Origin of the sequence: Streptococcus mitis (genome assembly GCF_019929545.1) — a bacterium.
GTDB lineage: Bacteria > Bacillota > Bacilli > Lactobacillales > Streptococcaceae > Streptococcus > Streptococcus mitis_BU.
On sequence record NZ_JAHZPT010000037.1, the window covers coordinates 1 to 16,543 of the forward strand.

A 16,543-nucleotide genomic window follows, 5' to 3' on the forward strand; every position below is an offset into this window, starting at 1 on the left:
CGTATTCACTTTTAGATATACACTATAAAGCCAATGATTTCAAGGGTACAGGAAACCGTGAGCAGTTTATACCATAAATCCGCTTTCAACGATAAAGAAAAGGTAAGAAAAATGAAACATTTAGAAATTGAATTGAAAACACTCTTGAAAAAAGATGAATATGATCGTCTAAAAGACCAGTTCACAGGTGTCACTCCTGTTCTTCAAAAAAATTACTACATAGACACGCCTGATTTTGAACTGAGAGAAAAGAAAGTTGCTATGCGCATTCGAACCTTTGAAGACTGGGCAGAATTGACACTCAAAGTCCCGCAAAGTGTTGGAAACATGGAATACAATCAAAAATTGCAACTAAAAGATGCTGAAAACTATCTGATCAAGGAAGAACTTCCTCAGGGGCTGGTTCTTGATGAATTAGCTAAACATGGTATCCAGAGCAAGAACTGGCAGGTGCTCGGTTGTCTAACAACGCTTCGCTATGAAATGCAAACAGCTATTGGTCTCATGGCGCTGGATGAAAGTCAGTACTTTGATATGACAGATTACGAATTAGAGCTTGAAGTTGAAAATCACGTGCAAGGGAAACAAGATTTCCAGCAATTTTTAGAGGAAAATCAGATTGCTTATCAAAAAGCTCCCTCAAAATTGGTCCGATTTGTCAAAAGCATGAAAAATAGCTGAAATAATCTCTATTTTTTGGTAAAATAGAAAAGATAAAATACAAAAATCCCAGTTCATATAGGCTAGGCAGATATGACTAGGATTTAAAAAGTTTACAGAGGACGGTCTATAATGTCAGATAGAAAAAACATGAAACTTTTCGCACTCAACTCTAACCAAGAGATTGCACAGAAAATTGCTCAAGCTGTTGGTGTCCCACTTGGAAAACTATCATCACGTCAATTTTCAGATGGAGAAATCCAAGTGAATATTGAAGAAAGTGTCCGTGGTTATGATGTTTACATCATCCAATCAACAAGTTTCCCTGTTAACAACCACCTAATGGAATTGCTTATCATGGTCGATGCTTGTGTGCGTGCAAGTGCCCACAGCATCAACGTTGTTCTTCCATATTTTGGTTATGCACGTCAAGACCGTATCGCTTCACCTCGTGAGCCACTTACAGCGAAACTAGTTGCTAATATGCTGGTTAAGGCTGGTGTTGATCGTATCCTTACACTTGATCTACATGCCGTTCAGGTTCAAGGATTTTTTGATATTCCTGTTGACAACCTCTTCACAGTTCCCCTATTTGCAAAACATTACTGCGATAAGGGGCTCCTTGGCTCAGATGTTGTTGTCGTCAGCCCTAAAAATTCAGGTGTGAAACGTGCTCGTAGCTTGGCTGAATATCTTGATGCTCCTATCGCCATTATCGACTACCCTCAAGACGATGCAACTCGCAACGAAGGTTATATCATCGGTGATGTTGAAGGTAAGAAAGCTATCTTGATTGACGATATTTTAAATACAGGACGTACCTTCTCTGAAGCTGCTAAAATCGTTGAACGTGAAGGAGCTACAGAAATTTATGCTGTTTCTAGTCATGGTCTCTTCGTTGAAGGTGCTGCTGAACTTCTTGACAATACTAATATTAAAGAAATTCTTGTGACAGATTCAGTAGCAACAAAAGAAAAAACTCCTAAAAACGTATGCTACATCACTGCTAGTGAGTTAATTGGTGATGCCATCGTCCGTATCCACGAAAGAAAACCAGTCAGCCCACTCTTTGCCTACAATAAAAAGAAATAAGGTGATTCTTTGATTTATTTGGACAATGCTGCAACGACTCCTATGTCAGCAGTTGCTATTTCAGCGATGACCAAGGTGATGCAAGAAACCCACGGAAACCCTTCTAGTATTCATGGTCATGGTCGTCAAGCTGGCAAACTCTTGCGAGAAGCCCGTCAGGAACTAGCCCAGTTACTGGAGACAAAACCTCAACATATTTTTTTCACTTCTGGTGGGACTGAAGGAAACAATACTGCCATCATTGGCTACTGCCTTCGTCACCAAGAACAAGGAAAACATATCATCACAACTGCTATTGAGCACCATGCCGTCCTTGAAACCATTGATTACTTGGTTCAACACTTTGGTTTTGAAGCAACCATTATCCAACCAGAAAATCAAGAAATAACAGCCCAACAAATTCAAAAGGCTTTACGTGACGATACGATTTTGGTTTCTACCATGTTTGCCAATAATGAGACAGGAAACTTACTTCCCATTGCTGAAATTGGCCAAATACTCAAGCAACATCCTGCCGCCTATCATGTTGATGCAGTTCAAGCTATTGGTAAAATACCAATTCACCCCGAAGAATTGGGCATTGATTTTCTCACTGCTTCTGCCCACAAATTCCATGGTCCTAAGGGAATCGGCTTTCTCTACGCATCTAGCATGAACTTTGATTCCTATCTCCATGGTGGAGACCAAGAACAGAAAAAACGTGCAGGAACTGAAAATTTAGCTGCCATAATAGGCATGGTTGCAGCCCTAAAAGATGGCATAGAAAAACAAGAAGAACATTTTCAACATGTACAAAATCTAGAAACTGCCTTTCTGGCAGAGCTAGAGGGCATTCAATATTACCTGAATAGAGGTGAACACCATCTACCTTATGTTCTCAATATTGGATTTCCTGGTCAGAAAAATGACCTCTTACTCCTCCGTCTAGATTTGGCTGGAATTTCAATCTCTACTGGCTCAGCCTGCACTGCGGGCATTGTACAATCCAGCCATGTTCTTGAAGCCATGTACGGGGTAAATTCAGAACGTCTGAAGGAATCCGTTCGTATCAGTTTGTCGCCAGAAAATACTGTTGAAGACCTACATACCCTCGCAAAAACCTTAAAAGAAATTATCGGAGGTTAGCCATATGGCATTTGAAAAAACCATTCAGTTAAAAAATTGTCGTTACGACTACACTCTTAGCCCTTCTGTTAAAAAATTCACCCTTAAGGACAATACTTTTTTTGAGACTAAGGTTGGTAACTATGAATTGACTCGCCTTTTGGAAAAAGTTCCGAACAGCGGTGAGGGATTCCAACTCAAAATCATCATTAACAAGGAACTTACAGGTGCTAAAATCAATATCACTGACAAGTTTGGGCTACGTCTAGTTGATATTTTCAAATCAGAAGACCACCACATTCATCAAGAAAAATTCTATTTCCTCATGGATAGCTTAGTAGAGCGTGGTGTCTTTACAAAATCGGAAAGATAGGTCCCATATGTTTAAATTAACCTATAAGGATAGCTATCATGTAAAGCGGACTCTCAAGTATGAAGATTACGATGCTCTCATGCTAGCTTTGTCAGGCTGTGTGACCCTACCAGATACACTTTATGTGACTTCTTTAACCTTTAATGGACAGGAAGTTTACCAAGGACTAGTCGGAGACCTCTACCGTTTTCTATCACATGCAGATTTTTTACATCAAAACTAAGATTTTTCTTAGTTTTTTCTTGTTTTTGTTGATTTTTTCACAATGTTTCTATAAAATAGAAGAATAGAAAGGTTGTGATTTTGTGAAAGATAAACAGTCTGCTATTCCAAAAGCTACAGCGAAAAGACTCTCTCTCTACTATCGAATTTTTAAGAGATTTCATGCAGAAAAGATTGAACGTGCCAACTCTAAACAAATTGCAGAGGCCATTGGGATTGATTCAGCGACCGTACGTCGTGATTTTTCCTATTTTGGTGAACTAGGTCGGCGTGGATTTGGCTATGATGTCAAAAAACTGATGACATTTTTTGCCGATTTGCTCAATGATAACTCCATTACCAATGTCATGCTGGTAGGTATTGGAAATATGGGCCATGCTCTTCTCCACTACCGATTCCACGAGCGTAATAAGATGAAAATTATCATGGCCTTTGACCTAGATGACCATCCCGAAGTCGGTACCCAAACTCCTGATGGAATTCCCATTTACGGGATTTCTCAAATCAAGGATAAAATCAAGGATGCTGATGTCAAGACTGCTATCCTGACAGTTCCCAGCGTCAAGTCACAAGAGGTTGCCAATCTCTTGGTGGATGCTGGCGTGAAAGGAATTCTCAGTTTTTCACCAGTCCATCTGCATTTACCAAAAGACGTGGTCGTTCAGTATGTTGATTTAACAAGTGAACTCCAAACCCTCCTCTACTTCATGCGAAAAGAGGATTAGAAAGCGAAAATCATTTTATGAAAAAACCAGTTATTGGGATTACAGGAAACGAAAAAACTCATCCAGATGATGACATCATGATGAGCTACGTAGCAAAAGGCTTTGTTGAAGGCGTTAAAGACGCTGGAGGGATTCCCATCATCCTACCGATTGGTGATCAAGAAATGGCCTGCCACTATATCAGTATGATTGACAAGCTCATCTTGACAGGTGGGCAAAATGTTGATCCAAAATTTTATGGTGAACCAAAAACCATCGATAGCGATGACTACCACCTTCAAAGGGATATCTTTGAACTGACCCTCATCAAGGAAGCTATTAAACAGAAAAAGCCAATTTTTTCTGTCTGCCGTGGAACTCAACTCTTTAACGTTGCCATGGGTGGAACTTTGTACCAAGATATCGAAGACCATTGGCAGGATTGTTCTGCTGAGTACACAACTCAACGCTTGATGACAGAACCTGATACAGTTCTTCGAGAAATCTATGGAGAAATTTCCCATATCAACTCCTTCCACCATCAGAGCATCAAGGATTTAGCACCTAACTTAAAGATTGCAGCTCATGATCCTCAAGATGGTATCATTGAGGCTGTCATGAGTACGGATGATGTTGCCTTTCTCGGTGTCCAATGGCACCCAGAATTTCTATTTGAAAATCGTCCCAAAGATAAAAACCTCTTTGACTATGTCGTTAATGAACTTTAGATTAAATCCGTCTTTTCACGATAACTAAAGTAATTAGAATGAGAGACAATCAAATGGTCTAAGAGGACAATCCCCATCAGATCGCAGGCTTCTTTAACAAGTTTAGTGACATGATCATCATTTCGGCTAGGGGCTACCGCTCCTGAAGGATGATTGTGGACCAAGATAAGAGATGTTGCCATATGCTTGATAGCATAGTGAAGAATCTCACGCGGTTCAGCAATACTACGAGTAGCTGAGCCGATAAAAATGGTCTGTTGATGGATGATTTGATTTTGAGTATTAAGATAGAGCGCCACCAGGTGCTCTTGTTTTTTATGTCCCAACTCCTGCTGCATCTTCTTGGCCAACTTTTGACTGCTGAGAATACTTTCCATCTCAAGAGTCTCATGTTTATGAATACGATGGCCCAGTTCGATCATAGCTTGTAATTCTATTGCCTTAACACGGCCGATACCAGACAGACTCTGCAATTCCTGCAGGGTCATTTTTTTCAAATCTGTTAGGCTTGAAAGATTGTTCAAGACTTTCTGGGCAATGTCAAAAACGCTGGCTTGACGTGTTCCTGTCCTGAGTAAAATAGCTAGCAACTCTTGATTACTCAGCGCTTCAACTCCTTCTTTTGCCAGCCTTTCTCTTGGTAATAGTGAATCTTCTTGAAATGAAATACTGTACATAAAAATCCTCCTCACTTTATTATTCGTGAGAAGGATGGAAAATTATATTTTTTTCTCAATTGGAGCCACACTGGCTAAAAGTTTTTTCAAACCTACTTCTGGGAAATTGATTTTTAATTCCTGAGTAGCACCGCTACCTGAAACTTCCAGAACAGTTCCCTCTCCCCATTTCTTGTGGAGGGCAATGTCACCAATGGACCAATTTGTCTCGCTAGACGTTGATTTTGCACCAGCTGTAAATTGACCAAATGGGAGACCACTTGACTGAATAGTTTTTGGTGCCACACCGCGTTTACGGTCTTGGAGGGCCTGCGCAAGACTCATGCCTTGACCGAAGGCAAGACCACCACTGCTATAAGATGCCTTAAAGCTTGTATTTGCTGGACGAGCCAGACCTTGATACTCAAGCAAGTCTGAACTGATTTCGTTAATAAAACGAGTCGGACGATTGTAGTTGGTACGACCAAAAAGCAGGCGCGAGTTGGCATTGGTCAGATAGAGAATTTTCTCTGCACGCGTGATACCTACATAAGCCAGACGGCGTTCTTCTTCTAATTCATCTTGTTCTTCAGCCGCACGGCTAAGAGGAAAGACATTTTCTTCCATCCCAATCAAAAAGACAACTGGAAACTCGAGACCTTTGGCAGCGTGTAGGGTCATCAGGGTCACTTCTGATGTCTCCTGACTACCTGAATCTGTGTCTGCAATTAAGGCCAAATCATTTAAGAAACGACTCAGTTTATCCAGACCAGTTTCCTCTTCTGGCCCATCAGAGGTGTCATCAAAGTTTTTCGTCACAGAAAGGAACTCTTCAATATTTTCAACCCGAGCCTTGCTTTCTAAAGTCGCTTGAGCATTTAGAATATCGACGTAACCTGTTTTTTCTAGGACGGCCTCAACCAACTCTGTAATATTTAATTGATCTAGCTGCTCTCGTAAATCTAGAATCATATTGGCAAAATCCCAGATAGATTGGGCTGCCTTACCTTTGATCCCAGACAACATGATATTAGCTGAAGCATCTAGCATAGACATGTCTTGCATATTCGCAAAGTCACGGATTTTCTCAACCGTTCCTGGCCCAATTCCACGTTTAGGCTCGTTGATAATGCGCTCAAAACTGATATTGTCACTCAAATTAGCAATAAGATTGAGGTAAGCGATGATATCACGGATTTCCTTACGGCTGTAGAATTTGGTTCCTCCAACCATGGTATAAGGAATATTTGACTTGAGCAAGGCTTCCTCAATAGTACGGGACTGCGCATTAGTACGATAAAGAACTGCAAAATCCTTGTGAAGGAAGTTTTGACTCCGACCAAGTTCATCGATAGTTCTGGCTACAAATACAGCCTCATCTAGCTCATCATTGGCACGATAGTAAACGATTTGTTCCCCATCAGCGTTTTGAGTCCAGAGATTCTTAGGACGGCGGTTTTTGTTATTTTTAATGACCTCGTTGGCCGCTTGAAGAATGGTCTTCGTAGAGCGATAATTTTCTTCTAACAAAACAACCTTGGCTTGGGGATAATCTTTCTCGAAATCCAAAATATTCTGCATATCAGCACCACGCCAACCATAGATAGACTGGTCCGCATCTCCAACCACACAGATATTTTTAAAACGGGAAGCCAAGAGTTTGACCAATTGGTACTGAGCGTGGTTGGTATCTTGGTACTCATCAACGTGAATGTACTGAAACTTCTGCTGGTAGTAGGTCAAGACATCAGGATTTTGATCAAAGAGACGCAAGGTCAGCATAATCAAATCATCAAAGTCAACCGACTCTGACTGACGAAGCTCTTTCTGATAGGCTGTGTAACACTGGGCTACGATTTGCGTATACATATCTCCAGCTTGGGCAGCATAAGCCACATCATCAATCAAATCATTCTTAGCATTGGAAATGGTCCCCAAAATAGTTCGTTCATTCCATTTTTTAGGATCCAAGTTCAACTGTTTAAGAATGCGTTTCATGAGCGTTCGCTGTTCACCAGGATCTACAATAGTGAAATTGCGGTTGTAGCCAATATGATCCGCATCGCGACGCAAAATACGAACACACATGGAGTGGAAGGTCGCAATCAGACAGTCCTGAGTGGCTGGATTGAGGCTATAAGCACGCTCCTTCATCTCACGCGCAGCCTTATTAGTAAAGGTAATGGCCAAGATATTCCACGGATTGACCAGCTTTTCATCAATCAGATAAGCAATGCGGTGGGTCAAAACACGAGTCTTTCCAGAACCAGCCCCCGCCATGATTAACAAGGGCCCTTCTGTTGTTTGCACCGCCTCAGCCTGACGGTCATTCATTCCATTTAATAATGCGTTCATCTTCTCTTCCTTACTCTTGAAGTCAATATTTCTATTATATCAGAATTCAAGGAAAATATCTTTACCAAGACTGGTTACGTGTAAAAGGCAACTTCTTGTATCTAGATAAAAAATGAGCTTGGATAGTATTTCCAAACTCATTTTTTACTCAATGAAAATCGAAGTACAAACTAGGAAGCTAGCCGCAGGCTGTACTTGAGTACGGCAAGGTGAAGCTGACGTGGTTTGAAGAGATTTTCGAAGAGTATAAAGTCAATTACAATATACTAGAACAAACCTAGAACAGTTCCATCGCTTTCAACATCCATGTTGAGGGCTGCTGGTCGTTTTGGAAGTCCTGGCATGGTCATGACATCTCCAGTTAGGGCAACGATGAAGCCTGCACCTAATTTTGGCACCAATTCGCGAATGGTAATTTCAAAGTTTTCAGGTGCTCCAAGTGCATTTGGATTGTCTGAGAAGCTATACTGGGTCTTAGCCATACAGATTGGCAATTTGTCCCAACCGTTTTGAACAATTTGAGCGATTTGCGTTTGAGCTTTCTTCTCAAAGTTCACTTTGCTACCACGGTAGATTTCAGTAACAATCTTTTCAATCTTTTCTTGAACAGAAAGGTCATTGTCATACAAACGTTTATAGTTAGCTGGAGTTTCAGCAATAGTCTTAACAACTGTTTCGGCAAGTGCTACTCCACCTTCTGCACCATCAGCCCAGACACTTGCCAACTCAACTGGTACATCGATTGAGGCACAAAGTTCTTTCAAGGCTGCAATTTCAGCTTCTGTATCAGATACAAATTCGTTGATAGCTACTACTGCAGGTACTCCAAATTTACGGATATTTTCAACGTGGCGTTTCAAGTTGGCAAAACCTGCACGCACTGCTTCTACGTTTTCCTCTGTCAAAGCATCTTTAGCCACACCACCATTCATCTTAAGGGCACGAAGGGTTGCGACGATAACTACTGCATCTGGAGATGTTGGCAAGTTTGGTGTCTTAATATCAAGGAATTTCTCGGCACCAAGGTCTGCACCAAAACCAGCTTCAGTGACTGTGTAATCAGCCAAGTGAAGGGCTGTGCTTGTTGCCAAGACTGAATTACATCCATGAGCGATATTGGCAAATGGACCACCATGTACAAAGGCAGGTGTACCGTAAATTGTCTGAACCAGGTTCGGCTTAATCGCATCCTTCAAGATTAATGCTAAGGCACCTTCAACCTGTAAATCACCTACAGAAACTGGTGTACGGTCGTAACGATAACCAATAACGATATTCGCCAAACGGCGTTTCAAATCTTCAATATCAGTCGCCAAGCAAAGAATAGCCATGATTTCAGAAGCAACTGTAATGTCAAATCCATCCTCACGAGGAATACCGTTTAGAGGACCACCAAGTCCAACCGTCACGTGACGAAGAGCGCGGTCGTTCAAGTCCACTACACGTTTCCAGAGAATACGGCGTTGGTCAATTCCAAGCTCATTTCCTTGGTGCAAGTGGTTGTCAATCAAGGCAGAAAGAGCATTGTTAGCAGTTGTAATGGCATGCATGTCTCCAGTAAAGTGGAGGTTGATGTCTTCCATTGGCAGAACTTGAGCGTAACCACCACCAGCGGCACCACCCTTGATACCCATTACTGGACCAAGAGATGGTTCGCGGATAGCGATCATGGTTTTCTTGCCAATCTTGTTCAAGGCATCCGCAAGACCAATGGTAATAGTTGATTTTCCTTCACCTGCAGGTGTTGGGTTGATGGCAGTAACCAAGATTAATTTCCCAACTGGATTGCTCTCAACTGCACGAATTTTATCAAAGCTGAGCTTAGCCTTGTACTTTCCATACAACTCCAAATCATCGTAAGAAATGCCCAGTTTCTCTACAACATCAACGATTGGCTTCAACTCAATACTCTGTGCGATTTCAATATCTGTTTTCATTCAAAACTCCTCTAACCTCTTATATGATAATTCATTATATCACAAAACAAGATTTTTAACATCCAAAAACTCTCTAAACGTTCGTAAATATCCCTGTTTTTAAGGTTTTTAGAGTCCTTTCTTAAATTTTATATGGCTTTATAGTTTGAAACTATATTCTTTCCTTTTACCAAATTTTTATCACTTTCATTTTACTTACCGTTTATTTTTGTGTACAATAGTGCTATGAAAATTTTAGTTACATCGGGCGGTACCAGTGAAGCTATCGATAGCGTCCGCTCTATCACTAACCATTCTACAGGACGCTTGGGGAAAATCATCACAGAAACCTTGCTTGCTGCAGGGCATGAAGTTTGCTTAATTACTACAAAACGAGCTTTGAAGCCAGAATCCCATCCCAAGCTAAGTATTCGAGAAATTAACAATACCAAGGACCTTCTACTGGAAATGCAAGAACGTGTTCAGGATTATCAGGTCTTGGTCCACTCAATGGCTGTTTCTGACTACACTCCTGTTTATATGACAGGGCTTGAGGAAGTTCAGGCTAGCTCCAATCTAGAAGAATTTTTAAGCAAGCAAAATCATCAAGCTAAGATTTCTTCAACTGATGAGGTTCAGGTTTTGTTCCTAAAAAAGACACCCAAAATCATCTCTTTAGTCAAGGAATGGAATCCAGCTATTCATCTGATTGGCTTTAAACTGCTGGTTGATGTTACCGAAGACCATCTAGTTGATATTGCTCGAAAAAGTCTTATCAAAAACCAAGCAGACTTAATCATTGCAAATGATCTCACTCAAATCTCAGCAGATCAGCACCGTGCTATCTTTGTTGAGAAAGATCATCTTCAAACGGTTAACACTAAAGAAGAAATTGCAGAACTCCTTCTTGAAAAAATTCAAGCCTACCATTCTTAGAAAGGAAAGCTATGGCAAACATTCTCTTGGCTGTAACAGGCTCAATCGCCTCTTACAAGTCGGCAGATTTAGTCAGTTCTCTAAAAAAACAAGGCCACCAAGTCACTGTTTTAATGACTCAGGCTGCTACAGAGTTTATCCAACCTTTGACACTACAGGTACTCTCACAGAACCCTGTCCACTTGGATGTCATGAAGGAACCCTATCCTGATCAGGTCAATCATATCGAACTTGGAAAAAAGGCGGATTTATTTATTGTGGCCCCTGCAACTGCTAACACTATTGCAAAACTAGCCCACGGCTTTGCGGACAACATGGTGACCAGTACGGCTCTAGCCTTGCCAAGTCATATCCCAAAACTCATCGCACCAGCAATGAATACAAAAATGTATGACCATCCGGCAACTCAGGCTAATCTGAAAACATTAGAAAGCTACGGCTATCAGCTGATTGCTCCTAAGGAATCCCTACTAGCTTGTGGCGACCATGGACGAGGAGCTTTAGCCGACCTCACAATTATTTTAGAAAGAATAAAGGAAACTCTCGATGAAAAAACGCTCTAACATTGCACCTATTGCTATCTTTTTTGCAACCATGCTCGTGATACACTTTCTGAGCTCACTTATCTTTAACCTTTTTCCATTCCCAATCAAACCGACCATCGTTCATATTCCTGTCATTATTGCCAGCATTATTTACGGTCCACGAGTTGGGGTTACACTTGGATTTTTGATGGGGCTACTTAGCTTGACCGTTAACACTATTACGATTCTACCAACAAGCTACCTCTTCTCACCATTCGTCCCAAACGGGAACATCTACTCAGCTATCATTGCTATCGTCCCACGTATTTTGATTGGTTTAACTCCTTATCTAGTCTATAAACTAATGAAAAACAAGACTGGTCTGATTTTAGCTGGTGCCCTAGGTTCACTTACCAACACAGTCTTTGTACTTGGTGGAATTTTCTACCTTTTTGGAAATGTCTTTGATGGTAATATCCAAAAACTCCTAGCAACCGTTATCTCAACAAATTCGATTGCCGAATTAGTCATTTCCGCAATTCTTACTCTAGCTATTGTTCCAAGACTACAGACTTTGAAAAAATAAAAACATCTCCACTTTCAAGCTTGAAGGTGGAGATGTTGCTCTATACAGTTTTTTTAGTGAAATCTTTACCAATATTTAATTTAAAATGGCCTATAAACTTAAGTAAATCCTTGCTTTATTGTCTTGTTTGTTATACTATACTAGTGTATATACAGTCAAAAAGGAGATTCTTATGAATACACGGAAAAAGACACAATTTATGACAATGACTGCCCTCTTAACGGCTATTGCGATTTTGATTCCAATTGTTATGCCTTTTAAGATTGTCATTCCACCTGCTTCCTATACTTTAGGAAGCCACATCGCTATTTTTATCGCTATGTTCTTGTCGCCCTTGATGGCAGTTTTTGTCATCCTAGCCTCTAGTTTTGGATTCTTGATGGCTGGCTATCCCATGGTTATTGTTTTTCGAGCTTTTTCCCATATCTTTTTTGGAACTTTGGGGGCTCTTTACCTACAAAAATTCCCCGATACCCTAGATAAACCAAAAGCTTCCTGGATTTTCAACTTTGTGTTAGCGCTTGTCCATGCCCTTGCTGAAGTATTGGCCTGTGTCGTTTTTTACGCAACTTCTGGTACCAATGTAGAAAATATGTTTTATGTTCTATTTGTGCTAGTTGGATTTGGTACAATTATCCATAGTATGGTAGACTATACATTAGCACTAGCTGTCTATAAAGTGCTTCGCAAACGCCGTTAAAAGGAAGAACTATGACAAAAGATCGCAAACAAGCCCTGCTCCAACTCTTGAAAGAAACTCCTAAAGCCCTCAATGGCCAAAGTTTAGCTGAACATTTTCATGTTACACGCCAGGTCATTGTACAGGACATTGCAATTTTAAGAGCCGATGGCGCTCCTATCCTATCCACCAATCGTGGCTACGTCTATAAGCAAATTGAAACCAACCCTTATGTTCACAAACTTTTCAAAGTGAAACATGAAGTTGAAGAAATCGGTCAAGAACTCCTTGCTATCGTAGATAATGGCGGACGTGTTCAAAACACCTTGATTGACCATCCCGTCTATGGAGAAATTGAAACCTTGCTGAAACTGTCTTGTCGTAGAGATGTGCAACATTTTCTAGAACAAGTCGAGCATTCTGATTTTAAACCTTTATCTGAATTGACAGATGGTATCCATTACCACCTAGTTGAAGCCGAAACACAACAAGACCTCCACTATATCGAGGAGGCCTTAGATCAGCTAGGTTATTTAGTAAAAGACTAGAAGATTTTCTTCGCCCAGCCATCTTCTGTACGGTGGCGGTAGAAAAATTCAGATTTGTCAGGAGCTTCCATCATCTCCATCAATGGTAACATATCATAGGCCAGATCCAAGTTTGGAATCTGGTCTTTTTGCACCCAAGAAACTTCTCCTTCATCTGAAGAGCGAAGGGTACCAGAGAACTCAGTCGCCTTATAACAAAAGACGATATAGCGCCCGCCTGTATCCAGAGGCCAATTTTTAATGCCGACAAGTTGAGGATTTTGGATAGTCAACCCTGTTTCTTCGTAGATTTCACGAATGACAGACTCCGCAAAAGCCTCACCATTTTCTACATGACCTCCTGGAAAGGCATAACCAGACCAGCGATTGGTTTCAGGAGAGCGATACTGCATAACCACGCGCTGGGTTTCGAGATCTTCAATCAGACAAATATTTGTTAAAATCGTTAATTGGGAACGGGACATATTTTCTCCTTTAGGTAATATTCTAATCCAACGCCTTGACTTCCAACATCATATCACGTATCTGAGCCGCTAGTTCAAAGTCAAGCACTTCGACGGCTTCTTGCATTTGTTTTTCGAGTTTCTTAACAAGTTCTTTGCGCTCTTGTTTGTTTAGGCTATTGATATCGACTTCCTTGTCTTCTTCCTTAGCAACTGCCTTGGTCACGGCAATCAGGTCACGGATTTCTTTCTTGATTGTCTGAGGCACAATACCGTGTTCTTCATTATAGGCCATCTGAATTTTCCGACGGCGAGCTGTTTCATCGATAGCACGTTGCATAGACTGAGTCACAGTGTCCGCATACATGATGACATGCCCTTCACTGTTACGGGCAGCACGACCAATGGTCTGGATAAGGCCACGTTCATTACGAAGGAATCCTTCCTTGTCGGCATCGAGAATAGCTACGAGACTCACTTCAGGTACGTCAATCCCTTCACGAAGGAGGTTGATTCCGACCAAGACATCAAAAACACCCAAGCGCAGGTCACGGATAATCTCTGTCCGCTCCAAGGTCTTAATATCTGAGTGCATGTACTTGACCTTGATGCCCATTTCCTTGAAGTAGTCGGTCAAGTCCTCTGCCATTTTCTTAGTCAAGGTTGTGATAAAGGTTCGCTCGTTCTTTTCAACACGGGCATTAATTTCACCTAAGAGGTCATCAATCTGTCCCATAGTCGGACGGACTTCCACCTCTGGGTCCAAAAGCCCTGTCGGACGAATGATTTGCTCAATTACTGTCTCAGTCTGTTCATTTTCATAGTCACCAGGTGTCGCTGAAACGTAAACAATCTGATGAATGTGACTTTCAAACTCCTCACGACGGAGAGGACGATTGTCTAGAGCAGATGGCAAACGGAAACCATAATTAACTAGCATTTCCTTACGTGAACGGTCTCCATTGTACATGCCCTTGATTTGTCCCATAGTCATGTGACTCTCGTCAATCATAATCAAAAAATTATCTGGGAAGAAGTCGAGAAGCGTATAAGGAGGCTCACCTTCGCTACGACCATCCATGTGGCGTGAATAGTTTTCAACCCCATTTGTATAGCCCATCTCACGCAGCATTTCGATATCGTACTCTGTCCGTTGTTTCAAGCGCTGGGCTTCAAGCAGTTTGCCTTCCTTTTCAAAGATAGCTAGTTGCTCTTCTAATTCCGCTTGAATCTTGGCAATGGCAACTTCCATATGGTCGTCATTGGTCACAAAGTGAGTAGCTGGGAAAATAGCCAAATGATCCACTTCTCCCAACACCTGACCTGTCAGAGCCTCAACTTCACGAATACGGTCAATTTCATCTCCAAAGAATTCTACTCGAAAGGCATGTTCATCACGAGAGGCTGGGAAAATCTCCACTACATCCCCACGAACGCGAAACCTTCCCCGTTGGAAATCAATATCATTTCGCTCAAACTGAATATCGACCAAGTCATTTAAGAGTTTATCACGAGAAATTTCAAGACCTGGACGGAGACTAACGACACTATCAGCGTATTCCTTGGGCGAACCCAAACCATAGATACAAGAGACTGAGGCCACGACAATAACATCATTGCGCTCCAAAAGGGCCGAAGTCGCTGAGTGACGAAGTTTATCAATCTCGTCATTGACAGAACTATCCTTTTCAATATAGGTGTCGCTAGAAGGGACATAAGCTTCTGGCTGGTAATAATCATAGTAAGACACAAAATACTCAACTGCATTTTCAGGGAAAAATTCCTTGAACTCTCCATAGAGCTGGCCAGCAAGCGTCTTATTGTGAGCAATGACCAGAGTGGGTTTATTAACTTTGGAAATGACTTGACTCATGGTATAGGTCTTCCCTGTTCCAGTCGCCCCCATCAGAATCTGAGCTTTTTCTCCACCCTCGATATTATCTACCAACTGCTCGATAGCTTGGGGTTGATCTCCTGATGGTTGATATTTTGATACTAGTTTAAATTGATTATCTGTAATGCGGTTAATCATAAGAATCCTCTCTCCATGTGTTATTCCTATTTTAGCATACTTGTAGCATTTTCACGAAGAAAAGGACGGACCGAAGTCACATCCTTTCATTTTCTTTCTTTAATTGATAAGCGAAATAAACAATCAGCAGTAGCAAGACCAGACTTGTCATAATGGAACCTTCTATGCCAAAAGAACCACCTGATAACCAATCTTGATTTCCTTGTGGTAAAAAGCTCATCAGAGACGTTCCGGATGGTTGACCACTAACTAAAATTCCAAATAAATTTCCCTGAGCAAAATTCCAGGCTCCATGAATACCTGCAACACCCCAAACTGTATCAGTTTTGAGAAGGTAAAGAGCCATGGCAACTCCGAATAAAAAGAGATTTACTAGAGATAGTGGTGTTAGACCAGAATTGCCCATATGAAGCAGGGTAAAGAATAGGCTAGATATAAGAACAGCAAGTTTGAGATTGGTTCTTGAAGCCAATTGAGGAAGGAGCCAAGCACGGGCCACCACTTCTTCTGTTGTCCCCTGTAAAATCCAAAATGGAATGGTAAAAATGACAAAGATAAACGAATAAGGATTCAAGTGAATGGACTCCAAACGATATTGCCCCACGGCCACTAAACCTAACAAGGTCAGAAAAAAAAGTGCCAGGCCTAGGCCAAATCCTTTAACAAGATTGCTGAGGAAATTTTCTTTATAAAATCCTAAAGTTCTTATAGGTCTTTTCTCAACTTTTCTAGTCCATCTGAACACAGTGTTGAGAACGAACCCAAAGGCCAGCAATTCTAAAATTAAACGAAAATCACTTGTTTTATCCGTCAAGCTCTGCTGCAAGGTCTGCAAGTAGGTAGCAAAATCTTGACCAGCCTCTCCAAAATTTCTAGCAAGTCCGATGAGAGCTAACAAACTAATACCATATAAAGGGCACCTCTAAAAACCTATCCAATGGACACCAAAATATGAGATAATAGCCTTATCATAAGATGAGGTTAT

General features: G+C 41.2%; 18 protein-coding genes. 12 read left to right on the top strand and 6 right to left on the bottom strand.

The features are described 5' to 3' along the window. Positions 1-111: 111 nt before the first annotated feature. The 7 genes from K1I71_RS08680 to K1I71_RS08710 all read left to right on the top strand — a co-directional run bounded on the left by K1I71_RS08680 (position 112) and on the right by K1I71_RS08710 (position 4,883). Positions 112-681: a CYTH domain-containing protein gene (locus K1I71_RS08680; protein ID WP_223330753.1), complete on the top strand. Its 570-nt coding sequence runs from the start codon at positions 112-114 to the stop codon at positions 679-681. A gap of 111 nt (positions 682-792) precedes the next feature. After that, positions 793-1,752 (top strand): ribose-phosphate diphosphokinase, encoded by a 960-nt coding sequence (locus K1I71_RS08685; protein WP_001283818.1) that lies wholly within the window; start codon positions 793-795, stop codon positions 1,750-1,752. Positions 1,753-1,761: 9 nt separating this feature from the next. After that, positions 1,762-2,877 carry a cysteine desulfurase family protein gene (locus tag K1I71_RS08690; RefSeq protein ID WP_223330754.1) on the top strand — a complete coding sequence of 372 codons (1,116 nt, stop codon included), beginning with the start codon at positions 1,762-1,764 and terminating at the stop codon, positions 2,875-2,877. Between the two features lie 4 nt (positions 2,878-2,881). Beyond that, entirely contained in the window at positions 2,882-3,229 is a 348-nt protein-coding gene (locus tag K1I71_RS08695) for a DUF1831 domain-containing protein (RefSeq protein WP_000863540.1), read from the top strand. Between the two features lie 7 nt (positions 3,230-3,236). Further along, the gene (locus tag K1I71_RS08700; RefSeq protein WP_223330755.1) at positions 3,237-3,452 is read left to right on the top strand and encodes a DUF4649 family protein; all 216 of its coding nucleotides are present in this window, start codon (positions 3,237-3,239) and stop codon (positions 3,450-3,452) included. An 82-nt stretch (positions 3,453-3,534) separates the two neighbouring features. Then, positions 3,535-4,176: a redox-sensing transcriptional repressor Rex gene (locus K1I71_RS08705; protein ID WP_000653417.1), complete on the top strand. Its 642-nt coding sequence runs from the start codon at positions 3,535-3,537 to the stop codon at positions 4,174-4,176. Positions 4,177-4,193: 17 nt separating this feature from the next. Further along, on the top strand, positions 4,194-4,883 hold the full coding sequence (locus K1I71_RS08710; RefSeq protein WP_223330756.1) for a gamma-glutamyl-gamma-aminobutyrate hydrolase family protein: 690 nt from the start codon (positions 4,194-4,196) through the stop codon (positions 4,881-4,883). On the opposite strand, the gene radC is transcribed toward K1I71_RS08710, so the two are convergent. The 3 genes from radC to K1I71_RS08725 all read right to left on the bottom strand — a co-directional run bounded on the left by radC (position 4,880) and on the right by K1I71_RS08725 (position 9,831). Then, positions 4,880-5,560 (bottom strand): RadC family protein, encoded by a 681-nt coding sequence (radC, locus tag K1I71_RS08715; protein ID WP_223330757.1) that lies wholly within the window; start codon positions 5,558-5,560, stop codon positions 4,880-4,882. The two genes, K1I71_RS08710 and radC, sit on opposite strands and share 4 nt — an antisense overlap. Before the next feature lie 42 nt (positions 5,561-5,602). After that, the gene (gene pcrA, locus K1I71_RS08720; protein WP_223330758.1) at positions 5,603-7,894 is read right to left on the bottom strand and encodes a DNA helicase PcrA; all 2,292 of its coding nucleotides are present in this window, start codon (positions 7,892-7,894) and stop codon (positions 5,603-5,605) included. 266 nt (positions 7,895-8,160) lie between these two features. Beyond that, the gene (locus K1I71_RS08725) at positions 8,161-9,831 is read right to left on the bottom strand and encodes a formate--tetrahydrofolate ligase (protein WP_223330759.1); all 1,671 of its coding nucleotides are present in this window, start codon (positions 9,829-9,831) and stop codon (positions 8,161-8,163) included. Between the two features lie 225 nt (positions 9,832-10,056). On the opposite strand from K1I71_RS08725, the gene coaB reads away from it, so the two are divergent. From coaB to K1I71_RS08750, 5 genes are all read left to right on the top strand, one after another. After that, positions 10,057-10,746 carry a phosphopantothenate--cysteine ligase gene (gene coaB / locus K1I71_RS08730; RefSeq protein ID WP_223330760.1) on the top strand — a complete coding sequence of 230 codons (690 nt, stop codon included), beginning with the start codon at positions 10,057-10,059 and terminating at the stop codon, positions 10,744-10,746. A gap of 11 nt (positions 10,747-10,757) precedes the next feature. Continuing rightward, entirely contained in the window at positions 10,758-11,309 is a 552-nt protein-coding gene (gene coaC / locus K1I71_RS08735) for a phosphopantothenoylcysteine decarboxylase (protein WP_223330761.1), read from the top strand. Further along, positions 11,293-11,856, top strand: coding sequence for an ECF transporter S component (locus K1I71_RS08740; RefSeq protein WP_004254189.1), 564 nt, complete (start codon positions 11,293-11,295; stop codon positions 11,854-11,856). Before coaC ends, K1I71_RS08740 begins: the two co-directional genes overlap by 17 nt. A 172-nt stretch (positions 11,857-12,028) precedes the next feature. Then, on the top strand, positions 12,029-12,556 hold the full coding sequence (locus tag K1I71_RS08745) for an ECF transporter S component (RefSeq protein WP_001097393.1): 528 nt from the start codon (positions 12,029-12,031) through the stop codon (positions 12,554-12,556). An 11-nt stretch (positions 12,557-12,567) separates the two neighbouring features. Then, positions 12,568-13,083, top strand: a complete 516-nt coding sequence (locus tag K1I71_RS08750) for a transcription repressor NadR (protein WP_000159190.1) — start codon at positions 12,568-12,570, stop codon at positions 13,081-13,083. Here the strand turns inward: K1I71_RS08750 and K1I71_RS08755 are convergent. From K1I71_RS08755 to K1I71_RS08765, 3 genes are all read right to left on the bottom strand, one after another. Beyond that, the gene (locus K1I71_RS08755) at positions 13,080-13,547 is read right to left on the bottom strand and encodes an 8-oxo-dGTP diphosphatase (RefSeq protein WP_033687068.1); all 468 of its coding nucleotides are present in this window, start codon (positions 13,545-13,547) and stop codon (positions 13,080-13,082) included. The genes K1I71_RS08750 and K1I71_RS08755 overlap by 4 nt on opposite strands. Positions 13,548-13,569: 22 nt before the next feature. Further along, a complete protein-coding gene (uvrB, locus tag K1I71_RS08760) occupies positions 13,570-15,558 on the bottom strand; it encodes an excinuclease ABC subunit UvrB (RefSeq protein WP_223330762.1) in 1,989 nt (662 codons plus the stop codon). 76 nt (positions 15,559-15,634) lie between these two features. Next, the gene (locus K1I71_RS08765; protein WP_223330763.1) at positions 15,635-16,462 is read right to left on the bottom strand and encodes a CPBP family intramembrane glutamic endopeptidase; all 828 of its coding nucleotides are present in this window, start codon (positions 16,460-16,462) and stop codon (positions 15,635-15,637) included. Positions 16,463-16,543 lie beyond the last annotated feature (81 nt).